We start from the raw sequence: 21,520 nt of genomic DNA, 5'->3' as shown, positions 1-21,520 counted from the left end.
TTATGCAAGTTTCAAACAATAGCCAATTGCAAATGCAAGCTTACAGCCAAATGCAACAAACAAAGCCTGCTTTGGAACAAACTACTAGTAATAAAACCCTGCAATCTGATACAGTAACTTTATCAAGTGAAGCCTTGGCTTTATCTGGTGGTGCTGAAATCCAACGCGGTGGCGGTGGTCTAGTTTTCCCAGATAAAAAAGAGACATAATTTTTGGAAAAAATAAGTTAGATGTATTTTGATTTAAGCTCGCTCGGTTTACATTTCGACACGATTATAGTTTTAGGAATGCTGATGGCGTTCTTACTTAATTTGTTTTTTTATGTAAGTGAGCTTAATCAAGATAAGTCTTTGGTAATCACTTCCTTCTTCATGGCTGTTTCGTATTTTAGTAGCAACCACTTCATTGAACTAGAAAGCTCCAATACAAACCTATATATAGAATGGTTCGTATATGATCTTGTAACACTTATCTTTATTCTTATTTCACACCGCTTTTTGTCTAAAACTTCTACCGCAGCTAAGTATATATACGCTGGATTAATAATTAATAGTGTTCTGTACGCACTTATTCATATTGATTTAATTGTACTATGGAATCGAGAGGTTTGGTGGTTCTGGACCTTTTACTCAATTGGTGTCAACGTTGTTGATTTTCTAATGATTGTTGCCTTAATAACGAATAAAGACTTTTTATTTGTTAGTAAAATTAAGAACTACTTGTTTAAAAAGCATAAAAAAAGCAATCTTGGCTACTAGATAGCAGAAAGCAATCCATAAAAACTCCACGTTTTAACTATTCATTACCATTCATTTATTTACTAATTGTGGTCCTAATCTAATTATGAATATTAGTAATTTAATAATAACCATTCAGCAAACACTGGGCACATATCTAGCCACATTAATTATGTGGGGCTTTTTGATGACCTTTTTATTCAATATGGTTAGTCGCTCCTCAATTGTAAGTAAAGATAAAACTTTGATGTGGATATCTTTATCGATTTTTCTCTCTTACTTACTGACCGACCCATTAGTATCTATGGCTTTTGAAATAGAGTCGTTGAGATATGCTTCTATTTTTATTATTTGGTGCATTCTTGATTTGACATGTTTGGGTATTATTCTGCTTATTAGTCGAAATAGTTCGATAGAAAAATTCCCAGCCAAGTTGTATGTGATTATTGGCTTGCTAACGAATAGCAGCTTGTTTTTTGGCTTATATCTAGATGTTAGTGTCTACGGGAATGAAGAAAGATGGTGGCTTTGGGATGTATATACAGTCACTGTCAATATAATGGATATATCGATGTTAATTGCCTTGTTAACGAATAAAGACTTTTTCAAGTTAGTAGCATTAGTTAATTTTTTTAGAAGTAAACAAAGCATTGAGAAAGCGATAAATGCTTAAACTAATCCAAGACAATTTTGGAGTATACCTCGCAGCATTTATCATGTGGGGTTTCTTGATGTCGTTTCTTTATAACATGGTAAAGAAATCATCAGCGCCAAATGGTGACAAAACAGTAATGTGGATCTCACTTGCACTGTTTATCTCCTACATGATGAGCGATCCATTACTTAATGTGGCGCTTGGCTACGATATCTTAGATTCAAGCTTTGCTTATGTTATTTGGGCGCTATCTGATTTAACAATACTACTCATTGTGTGGTTAATTGCTCGAAAGCGAAGTCTTACTCAGGCTCCTGCTAAACTTTATATATACACAGGGCTTTTAGTTAACTCATCACTGTTTTTAGGCATGTATTTCGATATTAACTACGCCTATACAGGAAGCTGGTGGTTTTGGGATGTCTACAGTATCACAGTGAACCTGATGGATATCATGATGCTCATCGCACTTTTCAGTAATAAAGACTTTTTAGGGCTTGTAAAGCTTTATAGGCGAATTCGAGGTCAAGCTAAACCAACTTAACCTCAATTAGTTAAAAGCGGTATTCCCAACTGGTTCTAAGTGCTGTGTTTGTTTCTGACTCATCACCAATTTCATCCTTTGAAATAAGCCCTGTCACTTTCCACAGGCCGTTAAACACAGATTGCTGATAACCGAGTTCTAACTGCAACTGACTCATCTCTGATGCGAGCTCAGCGTGTGTGGTTTCGCTTTCAATCCAACGAAGCTTAGCATGGCCACCATAACCATTCAGAGTGTGGTAATAGGCGCCAAGGATAGCCGATTTACTTTGTAGTGGTGTTGAGCTGCCAATTAAGCGCGAGCGTTGTGTATAGCTGCCAGAGCCATATACGCAATCGCTAATTTGCTCACAAGTTTGCTCTGTATTTGAATATTCAAAGTAACTTTTTAGTAGGCTCTCTTTCGAGCCAAAATAGCTTTCAACACCCAACGTATAAAATGGCTCGCTTGGTGCTAAGCCACTTTCATTTCGACCCATTACTTCAGCATAAAATGCCACTGGTTGAGCTGCTAAAGTGGTTGAGTACTTAACATCTAAACTCGTTAAACGGTGTGTTGATTCATTGCTTTCGAGTGTAACAGGGTCAATTTCTAGGTTAGTTAAATAATCAGAGCCTGCACTGTTAATTGCTATTTCAAGGCCTGTTAATGGGGTACTTGCAAATCGGAGCGCCCAAAAGTCACCGTCATCTGAGCTATTTAGATATGGCTTTTGTTTGGCGTAAATACCCGTTAACTGCCAGTTACCGATAAATGATAACCAACTTGGGCCTACATATTGGGTATTTGCTCTGGTAAAGCGCACGCCTTTCATTGGCGCCGCATTATTTGATAGTAGTAGGGCGTTATCGTTACTTGGCCCCCACCAATGACTAACTTGCTCCGCACTAAGTGACCAATTACCCAGGAGTACGGCTAAATAGCTATCTTGGTAAGTAACATGCTGCTTATCAAGGGCGTCATCGGCATAATTTACACTGACTTTAGCGCTAACACGCTTTCCTGTGATTGAACCATAACTATTTATACCGCTTTCTTGCTGGTGGCGTTTACCAAACCCTTGCTGAGAGTGTGGTTCGCTATTGTAGTTTAGGCGAATACCTGAGTTGGTTTTTTGTTTTGCATTATCAAGAGCATGTTTTACATGCTGATAAGCAAATAAGCTTTGCTCATCTAGTTGGCTTGTATTGGCAACGTCTAGGTCGCGTGCGATACCTTGCCACATTAATGGGTAGCTATTAATAGGCTGTTTAATAATGCCTTGGTTAAATAGCATTTCGATTGAAGCGCGAAGTAACGGGTCGTCACTTTCTATCCATGGCCCAGCAACACTTGGTGCAGAGATCATTAGTAATGCAGTTAAGCTAATGAACTTTTTTAATTTCATCCGTGAATTTTATCCTGTAAGGCTTTAGCTACAATAGGGTCAACAAACTCGCTCACATCGCCATTGTGGCGTGCGACTTCTTTGACGAGAGTCGATGAAATAAATGAATTTTTTTCTGCCGGTGTTAAAAATACACTTTCTAGATCTGGATTCAGGCGACGATTCATATTCGCTAACTGAAATTCATAGTCGAAGTCAGACACCGCACGAATACCACGAATAAGCACTTCGGCTTTATGGTCCCGAGCTAAATCAGCTAATAAGCCTGAAAAACCAATTACACTCACATTATCAAGATGCGCCAAAATTTTATTAGCAAGCTCAACGCGCTCATCAAGAGTAAAGCATGGTTGCTTACTTGGGTTATGCGCAATGGCAACAATTACTTTATCGAACATTTTTGCCGCGCGATGAATTAAGTCTGTATGGCCATTTGTAAGTGGGTCGAAAGTGCCCGGATAGATTGCAGTAACGTTCATAACTATCAGCGATTTATAAATTTGCCTGCTATATTAACAGTGTTTTCTCGACTATGCAGCTTAGAAAATACGCGTATCGGATTAGGAACCTTCACCTATATAAGGTACTAAGCCGATTGAGGTTAATATTTTTCAAGGTAGTATTTAATTGTCGCGCATTTGTTTATACTGCTCGGCTGGGGACCGTAATAATCATAAAAAAACAGAGTAAATAGGCTATGAGCACAAAGGACAAAATCATACACACCAGCATCGAATTATTTAATCGCCACGGTGAGCGTGCCATAACAACCAACCATATCGCTTCGCATATGGGGATAAGTCCAGGTAACTTGTATTATCACTTTAAAAATAAAGAAGATATTATTCGTCACATTTTTGCTTTGTATAGCGACCATCTACACACTCACTTTAAGCCACTGACTCCAGACGATGATGCGCTAGAAAACCTGGCGGGCTACCTAGATTCACTGTTTGAATTAATGTGGCGTTTTCAGTTTTTCTACGACAACTTAGGCGATATTTTATCTCGTGATGAAGAGCTGAAAAAAGGCTACATTGCGTTTCAAGCTGAGCTTTTAGAGCAAGTCAAAGATGTGCTGTTTGCATTACGTGAAGGTGGTGTTATTTGCATTGAAGACGAAGATGTTACAGAACTTGCGCATATGCTTAAAATGACCGTGAGCTTTTGGACGCCTTACATCAAAGCTCGCCGCTTAAGTGGTGAACTTGCCAGAGCTGATATTTATAACGGTATTTTAAAAGTATTACTGCTATTAAAAGCTCATTGCACCGAGCAACATCTAGAGCAAGTTAACCAATTAAGAGCCAAGTATTTGGCCCTTGCTGAAACAGAGCAAAGCGAACAATAATCCCGCAAAGCAGTTTATTTCCTAGACGCTATAATTTTTGTTATAATCGCGCGCCCTTGAGGTTGCTATACCTTAGGGCGTGTGAAATCCACAGTCTAAGAGTGAACTATGCTTAAATTTATCGTCAAATTACACCCTGAAATCGCGATCAAGAGTAAATCTGTTCGTAAGCGTTTTACCAAGTTATTAGAAAATAACATTAAGATCGTTTTGCGTCGTGTTGACGAAAAAGTTCAGGTAAGAAACAACTGGGACAATATCTCTGTTGTTAGCTTGCTAGAATCTGAGCAAGTTCGCTTAGATATTATCGATGGCTTAAAACGCATTCCAGGTATCGTACAGTTTATTGAAGTAACAGAAACAGACTTCGACTCAATCGACGATATTTACCAAAAAGCACTTGAACTAATCGGCCATACGATTGCGGGCAAAACCTTCTGTGTGCGTTGTAAACGTTCTGGTAAGCATGATTTCACATCGAGCGATGTAGAGCGCTACGTAGGTGGTGGTTTAAACCAGCATGTTGAAGGTGCGCGCGTTAAGTTATCTCACCCTGAAGTGACTGTTCGCTTAGAAGTACGTGATGATAAAGCATACATTGTTACTCAAACTCACTTAGGTATGGCGGGCTTCCCGCTGCCAACACAAGAAGATGTATTGTCGCTTATGTCGGGTGGTTTTGACTCTGGTGTTGCCAGCTATCAAATGATCCGTAAAGGTGCACGTACTCACTTCTTGTTCTTTAACTTAGGTGGTGCTGCGCACGAAATCGGTGTTAAGCAGGCGAGTTATTATATCTGGAAACAGTTCAGCTCTACTCATAAAGTGAAGTTTGTTACTGTTGATTTTGAACCTGTTGTAGCAGAAATCTTAGAGAACGTTGAAAACAGCCAAATGGGTGTTGTGCTTAAGCGAATGATGATGCGTGCCGGTAGCCAAGTTGCAGAAAAACTAGGTGTACAAGCACTAGTAACTGGCGAAAGTATTGGTCAGGTATCAAGCCAAACATTGGCTAATTTGAGTGTGATTGACCGTGTGACGGAAACTTTAATCATTCGCCCGTTAATCCAACACGACAAGCAAGATATAATCAATATTGCGCGTCAAATCGGCACGGCTGAGATGGCAGAAAGCATGCCTGAATACTGTGGTGTGATTTCTAAAAAGCCAACAGTTAAAGCTAAAATCAAAACTATTCTTGCTGAAGAAGCTAAGTTTGACTTCGACGTGCTAAATACAGTTGTTGAAAATGCGCGTGTGATGGATATTCGCGATATCGACACCGAAGCAAAAGAAGAAGTGAAAGAAGCTGAGTCTGTATCTGATTTACCTGAAGGGGCGGTTGTTGTTGATATTCGCTCACCTGATGAAGAAGATGCAAACCCACTAGAGCTTGAAGGTATTGAAGTTGTGCATTTACCTTTCTTCCGCTTAGCGACTAAATTTGGTGACTTACCAAAAGATAAAGAATATTACTTATACTGCGCTAAAGGTGTGATGAGTCAGCTTCAAGCGCTGATCTTGCACGAAGAAGGCTTTAGCAATGTAAAAGTGTATCGCCCGTAAGGGATGCTAATAAAAGCGCGACATGTTCGCGCTTTTTTAATGTCTGAAATAATTAATCAGAAACGAGAAACGAGAAGCTAGTAACTTTACTCTTTCTCCTTTCCCCTTGTAGCTTAACTTTTTACTCTTTCCCCTAGTAACTAGCAGCTAATTAACTTTTTATTTTTATCATACTCAGCATGGCTTGGTTATACGGTGTTTTTACACCTAGCTTAGCGCCTTGTTCACACACATAACCACAAATTGCATCAATTTCAGATTCTCGATTATGGCTGATGTCTTGCTGCATAGAAGAAAAGTTTTCAGCGGTGGCTGTCATCACAGAATAGGCTTGATCCAGCGCCTCGCTGAGTTTTACTTTAACCCCTTGTTTATTGGCGACTAGGCACGCTTCATTAAGTAAATTAATAATGCGCGTGCTAAATTGCGGTGCACGTAGCTGGCCATTTTTTACGTTATGAATCGCTGTTAACGGGTTAATAGCAATATTCACTAACAATTTTTGCCATCGCAATGAGTGAATATCATCGCTCACAGAAAAGTGTGGTAAGTAACTAAACTGCTGCTTAAGTTCACCGAGGTTTTCGCTTGCAGCTGCATTACATGCACCTAACACGCTTTCACCATTACCTGTATGGCTCACACTATAAGGCGTTGTTTTAAAACCAGCTAAACGCGTTGTTAAAAACGCTAAACCTTGCGTTTTTAAAAGCTGAGCATTCAGTTCATCAACATTCCCCATGCCATTGTGAGAAAGAACGATTTGGCATGTTTTACTGAGGTAAGGTTTTACTTGTTCAAAGGCAGTTTGCACCTGAAATGCTTTTACTGTTATTAACACCAAGTCAAAGGGGTCCGATTGACTTAGCTCTTTGTGGTGAATAAGGCGAGCTTTAATTGGGTGTGATTTACCATTACTCGTTTGATAAAAACGCGTGGTCAGGGTTGGCTTACGGGTCAGCAATGTAATGTCATGTTGTGCTGATAAAAAATGACTAAACAATAGGCCAATTGCACCGTCGCCAACAATTAAAATGTTAGCCATTACGTTGCTTACTACCTAAATGAAAACCAAGTTTGATGATAAAGTAGCTAACTGCACCGATAAAATCAGCGATAAAGTCACCAACCGAGGCTTGACGATAAGGCAGCATATCTTGCATAAACTCTATGGCTGCACCATATCCGGCTAACAGTAAAATTTGCACCATAAGTGGCAATTTAAAGGCTTTATCCATCACCATGGCCAGTACAAAGAAAATACCAAAATGCGCTACCTTATCAACGTGTGGAAAGAGGTTGCTCACCCCTTTAATTTCTTTGGCAAATAAAATTGTAAAGCCAATAATACTGGCTAAAAAGATAACTTGGTAAACACGCCTTGTCACAATAAACCCTAAAAAATGCCGAAATTGAATGGCCAGTATATCAAACAATTTTTGCATCGCACCTGAACAAGTCGGATAAAAATAGAAAGAATCGACAAATAAGCGTTATAATTGCCAACCATAAATGAATTTAAAAAAGACTATGTTAGGAGAACCCCATGCCTTCATTTGATATTGTTTCTGAAGTAGAAATGAACGAAGCGCAGAATGCAGTAGATAATGCAAAGCGTGAACTAGAGACGCGTTTTGATTTTCGTGGTGTTGATGCATCAATCGAACTAAGTGACAAAGTAATCAAGTTAAAAGCAGAAGCACCACAACAAGTTATGCAACTTTTTGACATTCTTGCTGCGAAAATTTCAAAGCGTGGCTTAGATGTATCTAGCCTTGAGCTTAAAGATGAGTCGCGTAGCGGTAAATACGTAATGCGTGATGTTGCTCTTAAGCAAGGTATCGAAAAAGACGTAGCGAAGAAAATCGTTAAGTTAATCAAAGATTCAAAGATCAAAGTACAAGCTGCCATTCAAGGTGAAGAATTACGTGTAACTGGTAAAAAGCGTGATGATTTACAAGAAGCAATGCAAGTTGTTCGTACTGCTGATTTAGGTCAACCATTCCAGTTCAAAAACTTCCGCGATTAATACTCTATGTTTTTAGCTTTAAGCTGTAAGTTTTAAGCTATAAGCCTACAAGTTTCTGAACTTTACAAGGAGCGTATTTTGAGACAAATATTAGGTTACAGAGAAAAAGATATCTTCTAGCTATTTTCAGCTAGAGGATATTTATGTCAGTAAAAAACAAAGCAATAGATCGTAATAAACACGGTAAAATAAACAGAAAATACACAGGCCCACACAGTACTTATTTTTACCAACAAACACCAAGTTGGTGGGTGAAAATGACGATGACCAAGCCAAGAAGACGTTTAAATAAAGCTCTTTGTAAGCTTGTGCTGAATGGTGCTGACCCAGAAGGAATTGTTTTTCCGTTAGGAAACTCGAAACCTCATGAGTATTTCTGGTAATCATTGTTTTAAAAAGCCAATCAGCCATGCTGATTGGCTTTTTTACTTTCGGCTTACAGCTTAAAGCTTAAAATTTCATTTTAGCAGTATAGCCGTCCATTGACTTTCTTCCCCAAAATCATCACAATAACGGCCTATTTTCGAGGTGCTTGCTGTATCTTCAGATACGTTTTATTTCAAAGGGTGAAATAGTCGCAAGATAATCGGGAAGTCGGTGCGTTTTCAGGGAGAAAACAATGCCAACACTGCCCCCGCAACGGTAATGTATATGCCATGCATTTACAGAGTCCGGAGACCGGCCTTGAAGTAACTTACTATTCGCGTGTGCGGTGGGCACAGGCTAGGGGATATCATGCTAAATAAATCTGCGTTAGGCGTAGCGGTTGCTGCTGCGTTGTCTTTTTCTGTATCTGCTGACGAGCAATCGATCGAGCACATCACAGTTACTGCCAATAAATTCGAACAATCAATTAATGATGTATTAGCCAGCGTTACTGTTATAGACCGTGCTGATATTGAAGTAAGCTATGTTCGTGACTTACCAAGCTTACTGGCCACTCAGGCAGGCTTTCAAATTAATGCCAATGGTGGTTTTGGGCAAAGCTCAGGTGTTTCATTACGTGGTGCAAGTTCTCGTCACACGCTTATTTTAATTGATGGTGTGCGTACAGGTTCTGCAACACTTGGCTATAAAAGTATTAGCAATATTCCTTTAAACAGTATTGAGCGTGTTGAAGTAATTAAAGGCTCACGTGCTGCTGTATATGGTTCTGATGCGCTAGCTGGTGTGATAAATATCATTACCCGTAAAGCACAAAACACGACCTTAGATGTTACTTTTGGCTCAGATTCTTACCAAGAATACCAAGTAGCGACAGGTGGTCAGGTTGCGGGTGTTGATGTTGCCGTTAATGCCGGTTATGAAAAAACAGATGGGTTTGATGTCCTTCAAGGCTTAGCGCCAGATGAAGACGGCTACGAGAACAAAAACCTTGGCTTTAATCTAGGTTATCAAAATGAGCAGTTAGGTGAGTTTTTAGCGCAAGCACAATACTCAGAAGGCGAAGCAAAATACGATAGCGCTTATAGCCCTGCAGACAGCACCGTAGAAAAAGGCGAGTTCGAAAATTATCAAGCTTCACTAGGTTGGAAAAAAGCTTTCGAAAAACACAGCCATGCCATTGATATTGCCATATCAAGTGACAGTTCAGATGACTCACGCATTGATTACACGGGCGCAACGGTGGTTGATAAGTTTGAAACTGAGCGTGAGCAAATTGATTACAATGGCCAATACTTTTTCAATCAAGCGCTGACTCTTAGTGGCGGTTTGAATTGGTATAAAGATGAAGTGAACACTAACTCAGGTACTTACTTAAAAGATAGCCGTGAAGTATTCGCTGCGTTTGTTGGCGCTTATTATGACGACGAACACGTGCTGGCAAACCTAACCGTTCGCCAAGATGATGATCAGCAGTTTGGTGATGAAACAACTTACACCGCAGCTGTTGGTTATCACTTAAATGACATCGCGACATTCCGCGTAAGTCAAAGTACGGGTTTTAAATCTCCAACATTTAATGACCTATATTACCCTGGCTCAGGTAACCCAGAGTTAAATCCTGAAACATCAGATAACCAAGAGCTTGGTTTATCACTCAATGTGAATGATATCAGCTTAGATATTGCGATTTTCCGCAGCGAAATCGACAACAAAATCGCTTGGGCACCAAATGCATCAGGGCAGTGGATCCCAACCAATATAAACGAAGCTCGCCACGAAGGTGTTGAGTTTAGCTTTAAAAACCAAGTGTTTGGCTTTGATCACAGCTTTAACTTTACCTATCTTTCAGCGGAAGATACACAGACAGGTCAGTCACTAACCTATGTGTCAAATCACAGTGTGAATTGGTCATTAAACAAAGCATGGGGGGATTTTGATGCCGGTATCGATATGCAATACCGTGGTGACCGTGATGGCAAGTTAACGCACTTACCTTCGTATACGTTATGGAATTTAGTAGGTCACTACCAAGCAACTGACAACTTAACTGTGTCACTACGTGTAGAAAACCTATTCGATAAAGAGTACAACGCCGTTGATGCCTATGGTACAGACCTAGATGGTGATTACATCAACGACGAATTTTATTACTACAACACGGCCGAGCGTCGCCTGTTTGTAGGTGCCCGCTATCAGTTCTAATAACTCTTAAAGTCAGCTGAGTTGTTTACTTATAGCTAGTAATTGACATTAATTTGCCCGTTGATGTCATTAGTCTTAAGTTAAAACACGCTCAGCGTTATTATTAGTTCTGCGTCTAAAAGCTCGCTACCTACTTAGCGGGCTTTTTTCATTTTAGTTTATCTGCGTAATACTGTTCGAACTTTGCAAGCTTAGGGGCAATCAGAATACTGCAATAACCTTGATTTGGGTTTTCATTGTAATAGTCTTGATGGTACTGCTCTGCAGGGTAAAAGTTTGTAAGCGGGCTAAGCTCGGTGACAATCGGCTCACGAATTTGCTTTTGTAAGGCATCAATCATGGCTTGAGATTCTGCTTTTTGCTTTTCATCATGATAGTAAATAACACTTCGATACTGGGTGCCGACATCATTACCTTGGCGGTTTAACTGTGTGGCATCGTGTAAAGTGAAGAACATTTCAAGTAGGGTGTTATAGCTTACAATACTGCTGTCAAAATCGAGCTGAACCACTTCAGCGTGACCCGTTAAGCCAGTACAAATTTGCTGATAACTTGGGTTTTCAATCTCACCGCCGGCATAGCCAGAGCTGACATTAAGCACGCCTTTTACACGTCTAAATGCAGCATCAATACACCAAAAGCAGCCGCCGCCAAAAGTGGCGATTTGTATGTTGTTATCCATATTTCACTCCCTTACCGTTTTGCTGACTATAGCCGAAAAAACAAAACGCCGTAAAGACGGCGTTTTGTTAAAGCTTAAGCTCGTTTAAATTTCTTCTAACGGCTTGTCTTTTGCTTGTTGTTCTAACTTGCTCTGCAAGTACTCAGGCGACTGGGTATTTCGAGCAAGTGCGCTGTATGCTGCAGGTACTACGAATAAGGTCAGTAAGGTTGCAACAATAACACCTGTAAATACCACCACACCAATTACCATGCGACTTTCTGCACCTGGGCCACTTGCAAGTACTAGCGGTACCGAGCTCATCACTGTGGTCAGTGACGTCATAATAATTGGGCGTAAACGCTGCGTTGCCGCTTGGCTAATCGCTTCGTTAAACTCAACGCCTTTATCGCGCAGCTGGTTTGCAAACTCAACAATCAAGATACCGTTTTTCGCACTCAAGCCTATCAGCATTACGATACCAATTTGGCTGTAAATATTTAGAGTAAGTCCGGTGTACCACAAGCCAAATAACGCACCCACTAAACCAAGTGGCACAGTAAGCATGATCACAAATGGGTGAATAAAGCTTTCAAACTGGGCTGCAAGTACTAAGAAGGTAACTGTCAGTGCCAGTATGAATACATAGGTCATCGCCGATGCACCTTCATAGAACAGCTGCGATTCACCCTTGTAGTCAATTGCACCGTCGATATCGTTTTCCTCTGCTGCAACTTGATTTAAGAAGTTAAGCGCTTCTTCTAGGGTATAACCATCTGCTAAGTTCGCACTTAACGTAATTGCGCGCATACGGTTATAACGGTTTAAACGCGATGCAGTGGCTTCTTCTTTTAAGCTAATTAAGCTATCAAGCGGCACTAATTCACCACTGCGTGATTTTAAATAGATATTTGAGATATCAGTTGGGTTAGCAAAGTCTTCTTTGGTGCCTTTTAAAATCACATCGTATTCTTCACCTCGGTCGATAAAGGTCGTTACGCGGCGTTGCCCTAACATGGTTTCTAGCGTGCGGCCTACATCAGATACAGAAACCCCTAAATCAGCGGCTTTGTTTTTATCAATGTTGATTAAAAACTGCGGGAATGTTTCTTTGTAATCGTGGTCAATTCTTACCAAGCCTGGGTTTTTCTCAGCACGCTTAATAATACGGTCTCGCCAATCGGCTAGCTGGTCGTAATCGTTACCTTGCAGTACAAATTCAATCGGACGAGATGAACCGCCGCCACCAATACCACGGCGCATAATGGCAAACGCACGCACATCAGTCACTTCAGTCATTTTACCGCTGATTTCGTCCATTACTTCCCACGTCGAGCGCTTACGCTTATCCCAGTCAGCCATACCAATGATAGCAACACCACCTTGGCCGCCCCAGCCCGGCACACGAACAAGCACTCGGCTCAATTCACCAGACTCAGAGTAAGGCATTAAACGTTCTTCAATTTTAGCCATGTTTGCAGCGTTATTTTCATAACTTGCGCCCTCTGGGCCACTCATCATGATAAAGAAAGTACCGCGGTCTTCTTTTGGCGTAAGCTCTGAAGGCACTTTCTGAAACAGCATAAAGCTGGCAACACCGGCCAAAATCATAGTCAGTAGTAAGCTCCACTTACGGCCCATATTTGAAGCCAGCGAGTTACGATAGGCGTTTTCGATTTTGGCGAAGGTTCTATCCATCCACTGGCTAAATTTACTCTCTTTTTCTGAAGCTTTTAACACTTTAGAGCAAAGCGCTGGAGAAAGGGTTAATGCCGTAATACTAGAAAAGAACACCGCGGCACTTACTGCCATCGCAAATTCTGTGAATAGGGCACCAATACGGCCATCCATAAACACCAGCGGTACGAACACCGCAATCAATACGAGGGTAGTGGCAATAATTGCAAAGCCAACTTCACGGGCACCACGGAACGCAGCAAGCAGTGGCGGCTCACCCAACTCTATACGACGATGAATATTCTCAAGCATTACAATCGCATCATCTACCACTAAACCGATAGCAAGCACGAGTGCCAGAAGAGTTAACAAGTTGATTGAGTAACCCATAGCGAGCAAGAACATAAAGCTGCCTACTAACGCCACTGGTACGGTTACAGCAGGTACTAGGGTTGCGCGGATATTGCCTAAAAATAGGTAAATAACCAAGACAACTAGCGCCATTGAAATCCCAAGGGTTCTATACACTTCATCAATAGACTCTTTGATGAAAATTGATGAGTCATAGCTGTCTTGAATGGTGGTGCCTTCTGGCAGGTTACGCTTAATTTTTTCAAGCTCTGCGCGGGCATTATCAACCACGGTTAGGGTATTGGCTTTGGCTTGTTTTACAATACCCAAACCAATCATATTACGGCCATTGCCACGGAATAAGCTTTCGTCGTCAGCAGCTTCTAAGTGAACATCAGCCACTTCACCTAAACGTACTAAATAGCCATCATCGCCACGTTTGATTACTAGGTTTCGAAAGTCTCGCTGATCTTTATAACTACGCGCGGTACGTACTGTAAAATCACGGTCGATAGATTCGATTTCACCGGCAGGTAATTCAACGTTTTCAGTGCGTAAGGTGTTTTCAATATCGCTACTGGTAATACCGCGTGCTGCCATCGCTTTACGGTTTAACCAGATTTTCATTGCGTATTTACGCTCGCCACCAACGCGTACGTTAGAGACACCATCAACAACGGCTAATCGGTCAACAATAAAGCGCTGTGCATAATCAGATAACTGCAATGAATCCATAGTGGTACTGTTTAGTACAAACCAGGCAATTGGGCTTTCATCACTATTTGACTTAGAGACCTCTGGTGGGCGAACTTGCTCTGGTAAGCTATCAAGGGCACGGGCTACACGTTCGCGTACATCGTTTGATGCGGCATCGATATCGCGGCTGATATTAAACTCAATGGTGATATTTGAGCGACCATTTCGGCTTGATGAGTTAATACTTTTAATGCCTTCGATACCCGAAATGCGGTTTTCGAGTACTTGGGTAATTTTCGTTTCAATAATCTCTGCGCTGGCACCTGTGTAATTAGTGCTAACGCTGACAATCGGTGTTTCAATATCTGGGTATTCGCGCAGTGGTAGCATAGAAAATGCCACCAAACCAAAGGTAAGTAACAACAGGTTTATTACGATCGCAAAGACCGGGCGTTTAACGCTAGTATCAGTAATTTTCATGTTTAGCCCTTGATACTTACTTTGCTGCCAGTACGGATCTTAATGATGCCTTCAGTCACGACTTGCTGACCATTTTCAAGGCCTTTATCAATAGCTACCCAGCCATTGTGACGACCCGCCACATGTACTTCGACTTTGTTAGCAACGCCATCTTCAATTTGGAACACGTAGTGTTTGTCTTGCTGAGGAATGACGGCTTTTTCTGGCACCATTAGAGCTTGGTTTGAGCTTAACTCTAGTGCGGTGTTTAATAGCATACCTGGGCGTAAAAGGCCTTTTTCATTGATAAAGCTTGCTGTCACTTCAACGCTACGAGTGACTGAATCGATACGCGAGCTAATATGCGTCACTTTACCGTTAAAGGTTTTATCTGGGTAAGCATCGTTTTGTGTCATCACTTTCATTCCTAGCTGTAACTGCGCTAGGTATTTTTCTGGTACTTTAAAGTCGACTTTAATGATGCTGATATCATCAAGGGTGGTGATGTTTGTAGTATTGCTAACATAAGTACCAATTGAAATTTCACGCTTACCAAGTAAGCCAGAAAAGGGTGCTTTAATCGTCATTTCGGCAAGTTTTGTTTTAGCGCTTTCAAGTTGTGCTTCGGTTGCGTCTACGCGTGATAGCTGCTCTTCTAGTAACGATTTAGCCGTAGCCTGTGAGCGAGATAGCTCAGTAAGGCGTTCAAGTTGACGGCGTTCTTCACGTAAGTTAATGCTTAGCTCTTTCACTGCTAATTCTTCTTCTTGAGATTGCAATTGAACCAGTTTTTGACCTTTACTTACTAAGTCGCCATCATTGAAAAAGATATCGGTAACATAATCGCTTTGTGCACTGCGAATATAAATAGCTTGGTTAGCACGAGCACTACCAATTGCTTCTATTAGCACAGCATTTTCTTCGGCTGTAACAGTGTGCGCTGTCACTTGAGTTGCACGGTCGCCAAAGTTGCTTTGTTCACCTTGGCTTGAAGGTAAATACAAATAAATACATAACCCTAGTAAAAGGGTAATAATAAAAGGAAAAAGTGCTTTACCAGATTGTGTAGAATACATCATCGTGTTACCAGAAAATTAGTTGAGTGTAGTGTACAAAATTAGTACGTGCCCCGTATGTCAGGTATCTCATAAATTTGTGCATTTGGCGTAAAAGTTAAAAGTTCGGCTAGTTTGTTCCTTTATTGTGACTAAAAGAGAGGTTTTAGTATGGGTAAAGAGCCAAAATGTAACTATTGTTTAACGCTTAGAAAGATAGTTTTGGTCACAATTGTGATGTTTATTTTTTACTTTTCTGTTTATGGATAAGAAACCTCCTGCACTTAGAGTGCGCGCACAAGCATCCCGCCATGGCAGTGAGTTTTTAATTGTTGGTGGTATTGGGTTAATCATTATTATGCTAGTTAACCTATTGAGGCCCGGTGAAATTAGCATTGTTGAGATTTTTTTAGCCACAACCTGCATAGCGGCAATTTTTGTTGGCTTTTTAAAAACTCAAGAACCATACTTTAGCCTAACATTTACTCAGAATTTACTTATTTATCATCACAAAGTTGGGAATTGGCAGCTAAATCATGCTAATTTTCATCATAGTGGTATACCAAAAGTGGAACAGGGCTTAGAATACCTTGAGTTAAATGCAGTTGGTATTAAACTCAATAACATAGATGAATTTTTAACACAGATTCACCCAAGAATTGCCGGACGATTACTAATAGAGCAGCGTCATCTATTTATGCAAGTTATTCAAAAACATTGCAAAAATGGTGATTGCCCATCAAAATGGTTAATAGAAGAGACGGACTACACTGCCCCAAGTGGTCAGCTTTACAAAGGATTGATTGCCATGTTTGCCAATCGTACGCAGCATTTAAGGCAGTTGACAGGATACGATTTATTATTGCCTGCCAATGTACTTGATGTTGATATTTGGCAATTTAGTGCTGATTTGAATCGTTGGAAACTGAATCCTAGTGAGTTTATAGAGACTCGCTTACTGAAAAAGTAAGCTATAGGTGGCAGTAAGTAGTAGGAAAAGGCTATGAGTCAAGAACGTTCTTTTATTAAAAGCGGTCGAAACACAATTATACATAAAGATAAAAAACTCGACTTAGTGGTTGTGAATGGTGAGAACCATCCACGAATTAAAGTTACTCAAAACGGTTTAGAGCCGTTTAAAGAAGATCTGCCAAAAAACCGTCGTGAAGCCAAAGAACGCTACTTAGAGATGGTGTATGTATCAAGCCCAGATGTATTTGCAGAAGAAAAACGTTTGTTGTTTATTCAAGCCCTTGATGGCAGAGAGTACAAAGTTGATTACAGTAAAATAGGCACTAAGCTCTTCGTACGTATTCACCAAGATAGTTATTTATAATTCCTAGTCTGGCACTTTAATTGCTTGTTATTAGCTTATTTGGCAGTCGGCCATGACCGACTTTGCATTTTAAGGTGGTAAACATGAGATTAGTGCCTCTTACCCTAGTTGCATTAACGACATTAACAGCCTGTGGCGGCGGTGGTGGTTCGAGTGATTCGAACCCAGTCGCAGCAACAGTTAATGCAGGCTCAGATCAGCAAATTATTGAAAAAAGTGAATTTACTGTCTCTGCCCAAGGCTCCCCAGCTGATGGCACCTTTACTTGGGAGCGAGTCAGTGGCCCCGCACTAGAAGGTTTTCCTGCAGAGGGCGCAGAACAAACCATTACCGCGCCTGATATTAAACTCGACTCTGAACTTGTTTTAAAAGTGAATTATCAAACCGATGGGCAACTTGTTTCCGATCAGGTCAGTATTTTTATTACATCAAATAATCAACTGCCTGTTGCAGTGATCACGCAAACAGCTCCAGAAGAATTGCCATCACAATATAATGATGTGATCACATTAAGTGGCGAGGAGTCTGCTGATATTGATGAAAATGGCTCAGTTGACAGTTACTTGTGGACTCAACTTGATGGCCCAGATTTAACGGCTGACAGTTACAACAATCAAACCATTAGCTTTACTCACCCACTACTTGAATCAAATACAGCGATGACATGGCGTTTAACTGTAACGGATGATGAAGGTGGCTCAGCAAGCACTGAAGCATCGTTTACCTTAAACAAAACCGTTGAGGTAATTATTGCGGATGCAGGTGAAGATCAGCAGGTTATTGAGTTTGATACCGTAACCCTTGATGCCAGCAATAGTGAAATTGTGACGGCAACAAAGTCATGTTTTTGGGAGCAATTAACAGGCGAAACTGTGACCTTGGCAAACCAGAACCAGTGTATCACGACGTTTGTAGCCCCAGATGTTGATACCGATTCAGAGCTGAGTTTTGAAGTTACCGTGACTGACAGTAAATCGCGAAGCGACACAGATACTGTGATAATTGATATTAGCCCAAAACCACTTGGTTTAATTAACGATACAGGCATGAGTGATTGCTATAACAACTCACAAAAAATTAATTGTGACAGCGAAGACTTCCCAAGCCAAGACGCCGATGTAGGTCGTGATAGTGTCGCAAACCAACTAGATAAAGTAGGTCAGGGCGACTTAGCGTTTGATTTTACTAAAATGAATGAATTTGCCGACGAACTCCCTGATGATGCTACCAGCTTTAGTTGTGTTCGAGATAATGTGACGGGCCTTATTTGGGAAGTAAAAGAAGCCAGTTCAACATTACCACCGTCGACAGCTGATCGTGCAGCAACAAACCATTATAGCTGGTATTTAAATGGTTCAAGTGGTGTGCAAACGGGTAGTGTGCAAGGGGCTGCCGGCTCTACTTGCCCAAGCACCAGTGACTGTGGCCTGCAAACTTACATTAATGATGTGAACAGCAGCGATTTTTGCGGTGGTACAAATTGGCGTGTGCCAACTTACACCGAATTATTAGGGTTATTAGATTATGCCAAGCAAGGTGAGCCTACATTGCTTAATAGTGATTTCTTCCCTAATCAACCAAGTGATACTCAGCTAAGCAGTGATAGTAGCTCATTCATGCCTTATTGGACTTCACAAACAGCGGCAGATGGTACGAGTTTATCGCAAGCTTATATTATCGATATGAGTAGTGCTAATGACTTAGCATATCCAAAAAGTAATACCGCCTTTGTGCGCTTAGTTAGAACGCCGGGAGAGTAATATGCGAAAGTTACCTTTAATCACAGTAATTACCGGTATTGCTCTGCAATCGGGTTTTGCTGCTGCGCAAGTATGTTACAGTGCCGTCAATGAGACGACCCCTGACAGCCGTTTTGTAATTAACGAAGATGGCACTGTGAGTGATAGCGAAACGGGTCTTATGTGGCAACGTTGTACGTTTGGTCAAAGTTATGATAGTGACACGGATACTTGCGAGGGCACGAGCCAGCAGCTTACATGGGGCGAAGCTTTACGCGGGGCTGAAAATGCAACCTTTGCTGATTACAGTGATTGGCATGTGCCAAATGTTAAAGAATTAGCAAGTATTTTAGAGCATAGTTGTGTGCAGCCTAGTATTAACGAAAACGCATTTTTATCGACTAAGCTGCAAAACTACTGGAGTAGCACTTCAGGGATCAGTCGCACTGATCTAGCTTGGGTGTATCAATTTGATAAAGGCATCAACAGCCTTCACGCAAAAACGTCCGATGTTTATTTGCGTTTAGTGCGCTACGAAAAGTAGCCTTTAATAATCTCTAACCGCGCTTGCTCAAGCGCGGTTTTTATTTCTGCGCCTTTAATACCTTGTGCAATAAACTGTTGCGGGTTGACAGCTCGTGCTTGCGTGGCTGCATTTACTAAAGAGTCATAGCTGGCTACTGGCTGTTGCTGGCTTATCTCTAACACCTTTAATACTTGCTCAAAACGTTCAGGACGACGCCATAAATCAAGTTGGTTAAAGCAAGCAAAAACGGCCTCGCTAGATGGTTTTTCTGCACTTAACGTTGTTTGATGTGTTTGGCTAAATAGCGCTAAATCGCGCACTTCATTAGGTATGCGTATCTTGCTAGCCATCGCTTTTATCTCGTCGCTTGAAAGCGCTAAGGTAACTTGGCTAAATAATAACGCAGTGTCACTAACTTGCAGTTTATTCGCATAGGCAAAGCGAGATTGTAAAGTATGGTAAAGCTCATCACACCATTTACTTTTAAGCTCAGAGCTAATTACATGCAGGCCGCCAATGCTGGCAAGTACATTTAAAAACTCGCAAAATGCGCCATCACTTAGAGATTTTTCGCATTCTAACCAAACGCGTTCAGCTGTTAGTGTGTTTAGCTCTTTGGCTTTGACCATATCAATTAAAAGCGCCTTGGTTTCTGGCGCAATAGTAAAGCCGAGGTAATGGTAACGAGCAGCAAAACGGGCTACGCGTAATATGCGTAGAGGGTCTTCACTAAAGGCATCGGAGACATGACGTAACACACGATTCTCAAGGTCTTGTTGGCCAGAAAAAGGGTCAACTAAGCTGCCATCTTGAGCTTGAGCAATGGCATTTACGGTGAGATCTCGACGAATTAAGTCTTGCTCTAATGTGACATCTGGCGTGAAATCACAAATGAAGCCGGTGTAACCTTGGCCCTGTTTTCGCTCGGTGCGCGCTAGCGCATATTCTTCTTTACTTTGTGGGTGTAAAAATACCGGAAAATCTTTACCAACTTGTTGATAGCCTTGGCTGATCAGTTGCTCAGGCGTTGCACCAACCACCACATAGTCGCGCTCTTTAACGTCACGACCAAGTAGGGCGTCTCTGACTGCGCCACCGACTAAATAAACCTGCATAAAACACCTATAATTTTGCCTTTTCGCTATTTTACGTTATTTAGCCAATAAAATGTAAACAAGGTTTTAAGTAGCGATGTTTTTTGCCATTATAGACCGTGATTTTAAACGCAAGGAATAACACGGTGTATTTAAGCTATTTTGGCTTGTCAGAAAAACCCTTTTCGATTGCCCCAAATCCTGAGTATTTATTTCTTAGTGAGCGCCATAAAGAGGCGTTAGCGCACCTTACCTATGGATTAGGTGAAGCGGGTGGCTTCGTTTTGTTAACAGGCGAAGTGGGTACAGGTAAAACAACACTAACAAGAAGTCTGCAAGAGCAGTTACCTGAAAACACCCAAGTGGCACAAATTCATAATCCGGCTTTGTCACAGCTTGAACTGCTTGCCAGTATTTGTGATGAATTAAAGATTGAGTACGACGGTACTAATGCGACTTTGAAGACCCTAACTGATGTGATTAAAAAGCACCTTGAGGCAAACAATCAAGCGGGCGGTCACACCATCTTAATTATTGATGAAGCACAATTACTCGCACCTGATGTGCTAGAGCAGCTGCGCTTGTTAACCAATATCGAAACAGATCATAAAAAGCTGCTGCAAATTGTATTAGTAGGGCAACCTGAGCTTCAAGAACTACTAAAACGCACTGAATTAAGACAACTTGCCCAGCGTATTACTGCGCGTTATCACTTATTACCACTCACTGAAGGACAAGTGTTTGCCTATGTTAAGCACCGTTTATTTAAAGCGGGCACAGAGCAAGCATTGTTCTCAGGGGATGCGTTAAAAGCGATTTATCAGGTTACTCAAGGCGTACCAAGATTGATCAATTTATTATGTGAGCGCTGTTTAGTGGGAGCTTTTTCACAGCAAAAATTGAGTATCGACAGCGAGCTTGTGATGCGCTCAGCCGCAGAAGCACTGCCGCCAACCAGCACTCCTGTTGCTGTAGCAAATAAAGAGCCGAGTTATGTTTGGCTTTACCCAGTTTCATTTTTAGCCGTATTAGGAATGGGTATTGGTTTATCCTACCTAATATAACGAG

General features: G+C 41.2%; 21 protein-coding genes and 1 riboswitch. Of the genes, 13 read left to right on the top strand and 8 right to left on the bottom strand.

Going from position 1 to position 21,520, the window contains the following annotated elements; translation table 11 throughout:
* Window positions 1–2: 2 nt before the first annotated feature.
* From AOG26_RS01710 to AOG26_RS01695, 3 genes are all read left to right on the top strand, one after another.
* The gene (locus tag AOG26_RS01710; RefSeq protein WP_054560938.1) at window positions 3–209 is read left to right on the top strand and encodes a hypothetical protein; all 207 of its coding nucleotides are present in this window, start codon (window positions 3–5) and stop codon (window positions 207–209) included.
* Window positions 210–843: 634 nt separating this feature from the next.
* Complete coding sequence (locus AOG26_RS01700) at window positions 844–1,410, top strand: hypothetical protein (protein ID WP_152966927.1); 567 nt, start codon at window positions 844–846, stop codon at window positions 1,408–1,410.
* On the top strand, window positions 1,403–1,936 hold the full coding sequence (locus tag AOG26_RS01695; protein WP_054560935.1) for a hypothetical protein: 534 nt from the start codon (window positions 1,403–1,405) through the stop codon (window positions 1,934–1,936). The genes AOG26_RS01700 and AOG26_RS01695 overlap by 8 nt, the downstream gene beginning before the upstream one ends.
* Window positions 1,937–1,946: 10 nt before the next feature.
* Here AOG26_RS01695 and AOG26_RS01690 read toward each other — a convergent pair whose 3' ends face one another.
* Together AOG26_RS01690 and coaD are read right to left on the bottom strand one after the other, a co-directional pair.
* Window positions 1,947–3,323 carry a capsule assembly Wzi family protein gene (locus tag AOG26_RS01690; protein ID WP_054560934.1) on the bottom strand — a complete coding sequence of 459 codons (1,377 nt, stop codon included), beginning with the start codon at window positions 3,321–3,323 and terminating at the stop codon, window positions 1,947–1,949.
* Complete coding sequence (gene coaD, locus AOG26_RS01685) at window positions 3,320–3,802, bottom strand: pantetheine-phosphate adenylyltransferase (RefSeq protein ID WP_054551099.1); 483 nt, start codon at window positions 3,800–3,802, stop codon at window positions 3,320–3,322. Before coaD ends, AOG26_RS01690 begins: the two co-directional genes overlap by 4 nt.
* 218 nt (window positions 3,803–4,020) lie before the next feature.
* Between coaD and AOG26_RS01680 the strand changes: the two genes are divergently transcribed.
* Window positions 4,021–4,674 carry a TetR/AcrR family transcriptional regulator gene (locus AOG26_RS01680; RefSeq protein ID WP_054560933.1) on the top strand — a complete coding sequence of 218 codons (654 nt, stop codon included), beginning with the start codon at window positions 4,021–4,023 and terminating at the stop codon, window positions 4,672–4,674.
* A gap of 108 nt (window positions 4,675–4,782) precedes the next feature.
* A complete protein-coding gene (thiI, locus tag AOG26_RS01675; RefSeq protein ID WP_054560932.1) occupies window positions 4,783–6,240 on the top strand; it encodes a tRNA uracil 4-sulfurtransferase ThiI in 1,458 nt (485 codons plus the stop codon).
* A gap of 151 nt (window positions 6,241–6,391) precedes the next feature.
* Here thiI and AOG26_RS01670 read toward each other — a convergent pair whose 3' ends face one another.
* Both AOG26_RS01670 and AOG26_RS01665 read right to left on the bottom strand, forming a co-directional pair.
* On the bottom strand, window positions 6,392–7,285 hold the full coding sequence (locus AOG26_RS01670) for a ketopantoate reductase family protein (protein WP_054560931.1): 894 nt from the start codon (window positions 7,283–7,285) through the stop codon (window positions 6,392–6,394).
* Window positions 7,278–7,628, bottom strand: coding sequence for a VanZ family protein (locus tag AOG26_RS01665; RefSeq protein WP_054561194.1), 351 nt, complete (start codon window positions 7,626–7,628; stop codon window positions 7,278–7,280). Before AOG26_RS01665 ends, AOG26_RS01670 begins: the two co-directional genes overlap by 8 nt.
* A 158-nt stretch (window positions 7,629–7,786) precedes the next feature.
* Between AOG26_RS01665 and AOG26_RS01660 the strand changes: the two genes are divergently transcribed.
* From AOG26_RS01660 to AOG26_RS01650, 3 genes are all read left to right on the top strand, one after another.
* Complete coding sequence (locus tag AOG26_RS01660) at window positions 7,787–8,269, top strand: YajQ family cyclic di-GMP-binding protein (RefSeq protein WP_054551104.1); 483 nt, start codon at window positions 7,787–7,789, stop codon at window positions 8,267–8,269.
* A gap of 143 nt (window positions 8,270–8,412) precedes the next feature.
* Window positions 8,413–8,652, top strand: coding sequence for a hypothetical protein (locus AOG26_RS01655; RefSeq protein ID WP_054551105.1), 240 nt, complete (start codon window positions 8,413–8,415; stop codon window positions 8,650–8,652).
* 162 nt (window positions 8,653–8,814) lie between these two features.
* A riboswitch (cobalamin riboswitch) is annotated at window positions 8,815–8,970 on the top strand.
* A 34-nt stretch (window positions 8,971–9,004) separates the two neighbouring features.
* Window positions 9,005–10,858, top strand: a complete 1,854-nt coding sequence (locus tag AOG26_RS01650) for a TonB-dependent receptor domain-containing protein (RefSeq protein WP_054560930.1) — start codon at window positions 9,005–9,007, stop codon at window positions 10,856–10,858.
* A gap of 148 nt (window positions 10,859–11,006) precedes the next feature.
* Here AOG26_RS01650 and msrA read toward each other — a convergent pair whose 3' ends face one another.
* From msrA to AOG26_RS01635, 3 genes are all read right to left on the bottom strand, one after another.
* The gene (gene msrA, locus AOG26_RS01645) at window positions 11,007–11,540 is read right to left on the bottom strand and encodes a peptide-methionine (S)-S-oxide reductase MsrA (protein WP_054560929.1); all 534 of its coding nucleotides are present in this window, start codon (window positions 11,538–11,540) and stop codon (window positions 11,007–11,009) included.
* 84 nt (window positions 11,541–11,624) lie between these two features.
* Window positions 11,625–14,723, bottom strand: a complete 3,099-nt coding sequence (locus AOG26_RS01640; RefSeq protein WP_054560928.1) for an efflux RND transporter permease subunit — start codon at window positions 14,721–14,723, stop codon at window positions 11,625–11,627.
* Window positions 14,724–14,725: 2 nt separating this feature from the next.
* Window positions 14,726–15,778: an efflux RND transporter periplasmic adaptor subunit gene (locus AOG26_RS01635; protein WP_054561193.1), complete on the bottom strand. Its 1,053-nt coding sequence runs from the start codon at window positions 15,776–15,778 to the stop codon at window positions 14,726–14,728.
* A 241-nt stretch (window positions 15,779–16,019) separates the two neighbouring features.
* Between AOG26_RS01635 and AOG26_RS01630 the strand changes: the two genes are divergently transcribed.
* The 4 genes from AOG26_RS01630 (at window position 16,020) to AOG26_RS01615 (ending at window position 19,376) form a co-directional block, all read left to right on the top strand.
* On the top strand, window positions 16,020–16,727 hold the full coding sequence (locus tag AOG26_RS01630; protein ID WP_054560927.1) for a DUF2982 domain-containing protein: 708 nt from the start codon (window positions 16,020–16,022) through the stop codon (window positions 16,725–16,727).
* A gap of 33 nt (window positions 16,728–16,760) precedes the next feature.
* Window positions 16,761–17,093, top strand: a complete 333-nt coding sequence (locus AOG26_RS01625) for a hypothetical protein (RefSeq protein WP_054560926.1) — start codon at window positions 16,761–16,763, stop codon at window positions 17,091–17,093.
* An 83-nt stretch (window positions 17,094–17,176) separates the two neighbouring features.
* Complete coding sequence (locus AOG26_RS01620) at window positions 17,177–18,853, top strand: Lcl C-terminal domain-containing protein (RefSeq protein WP_054560925.1); 1,677 nt, start codon at window positions 17,177–17,179, stop codon at window positions 18,851–18,853.
* Between the two features lies 1 nt (window position 18,854).
* Window positions 18,855–19,376, top strand: a complete 522-nt coding sequence (locus AOG26_RS01615) for an Lcl C-terminal domain-containing protein (RefSeq protein WP_054560924.1) — start codon at window positions 18,855–18,857, stop codon at window positions 19,374–19,376.
* Here AOG26_RS01615 and AOG26_RS01610 read toward each other — a convergent pair.
* Window positions 19,364–20,473, bottom strand: coding sequence for a tRNA nucleotidyltransferase (locus AOG26_RS01610; RefSeq protein WP_054560923.1), 1,110 nt, complete (start codon window positions 20,471–20,473; stop codon window positions 19,364–19,366). The genes AOG26_RS01615 and AOG26_RS01610 overlap by 13 nt on opposite strands.
* Before the next feature lie 125 nt (window positions 20,474–20,598).
* Between AOG26_RS01610 and AOG26_RS01605 the strand changes: the two genes are divergently transcribed.
* The gene (locus tag AOG26_RS01605) at window positions 20,599–21,516 is read left to right on the top strand and encodes an ExeA family protein (protein ID WP_054560922.1); all 918 of its coding nucleotides are present in this window, start codon (window positions 20,599–20,601) and stop codon (window positions 21,514–21,516) included.
* The last annotated feature ends 4 nt before the right edge of the window (window positions 21,517–21,520 follow it).

It is taken from the genome of Pseudoalteromonas sp. UCD-33C (assembly GCF_001306895.1).
GTDB lineage: Bacteria > Pseudomonadota > Gammaproteobacteria > Enterobacterales > Alteromonadaceae > Pseudoalteromonas.
This window is presented reverse-complemented; position numbering and strand designations above follow the sequence as displayed.

Excerpts from the sequence above, each read along its gene's own strand:
- AOG26_RS01710 (WP_054560938.1), top strand. The coding sequence starts at position 3 with ATGCAAGTTTCAAACAATAGCCAATTGCAAATGCAAGCTTACAGCCAA.
- AOG26_RS01700 (WP_152966927.1), top strand. The coding sequence starts at position 844 with ATGAATATTAGTAATTTAATAATAACCATTCAGCAAACACTGGGCACA.
- AOG26_RS01695 (WP_054560935.1), top strand. The coding sequence starts at position 1,403 with ATGCTTAAACTAATCCAAGACAATTTTGGAGTATACCTCGCAGCATTT.
- AOG26_RS01690 (WP_054560934.1), bottom strand. The coding sequence starts at position 3,323 with ATGAAATTAAAAAAGTTCATTAGCTTAACTGCATTACTAATGATCTCT.
- coaD (WP_054551099.1), bottom strand. The coding sequence starts at position 3,802 with ATGAACGTTACTGCAATCTATCCGGGCACTTTCGACCCACTTACAAAT.
- AOG26_RS01680 (WP_054560933.1), top strand. The coding sequence starts at position 4,021 with ATGAGCACAAAGGACAAAATCATACACACCAGCATCGAATTATTTAAT.
- thiI (WP_054560932.1), top strand. The coding sequence starts at position 4,783 with ATGCTTAAATTTATCGTCAAATTACACCCTGAAATCGCGATCAAGAGT.
- AOG26_RS01670 (WP_054560931.1), bottom strand. The coding sequence starts at position 7,285 with ATGGCTAACATTTTAATTGTTGGCGACGGTGCAATTGGCCTATTGTTT.
- AOG26_RS01660 (WP_054551104.1), top strand. The coding sequence starts at position 7,787 with ATGCCTTCATTTGATATTGTTTCTGAAGTAGAAATGAACGAAGCGCAG.
- AOG26_RS01655 (WP_054551105.1), top strand. The coding sequence starts at position 8,413 with ATGTCAGTAAAAAACAAAGCAATAGATCGTAATAAACACGGTAAAATA.
- AOG26_RS01650 (WP_054560930.1), top strand. The coding sequence starts at position 9,005 with ATGCTAAATAAATCTGCGTTAGGCGTAGCGGTTGCTGCTGCGTTGTCT.
- msrA (WP_054560929.1), bottom strand. The coding sequence starts at position 11,540 with ATGGATAACAACATACAAATCGCCACTTTTGGCGGCGGCTGCTTTTGG.
- AOG26_RS01640 (WP_054560928.1), bottom strand. The coding sequence starts at position 14,723 with ATGAAAATTACTGATACTAGCGTTAAACGCCCGGTCTTTGCGATCGTA.
- AOG26_RS01635 (WP_054561193.1), bottom strand. The coding sequence starts at position 15,778 with ATGTATTCTACACAATCTGGTAAAGCACTTTTTCCTTTTATTATTACC.
- AOG26_RS01630 (WP_054560927.1), top strand. The coding sequence starts at position 16,020 with ATGGATAAGAAACCTCCTGCACTTAGAGTGCGCGCACAAGCATCCCGC.
- AOG26_RS01625 (WP_054560926.1), top strand. The coding sequence starts at position 16,761 with ATGAGTCAAGAACGTTCTTTTATTAAAAGCGGTCGAAACACAATTATA.
- AOG26_RS01620 (WP_054560925.1), top strand. The coding sequence starts at position 17,177 with ATGAGATTAGTGCCTCTTACCCTAGTTGCATTAACGACATTAACAGCC.
- AOG26_RS01615 (WP_054560924.1), top strand. The coding sequence starts at position 18,855 with ATGCGAAAGTTACCTTTAATCACAGTAATTACCGGTATTGCTCTGCAA.
- AOG26_RS01610 (WP_054560923.1), bottom strand. The coding sequence starts at position 20,473 with ATGCAGGTTTATTTAGTCGGTGGCGCAGTCAGAGACGCCCTACTTGGT.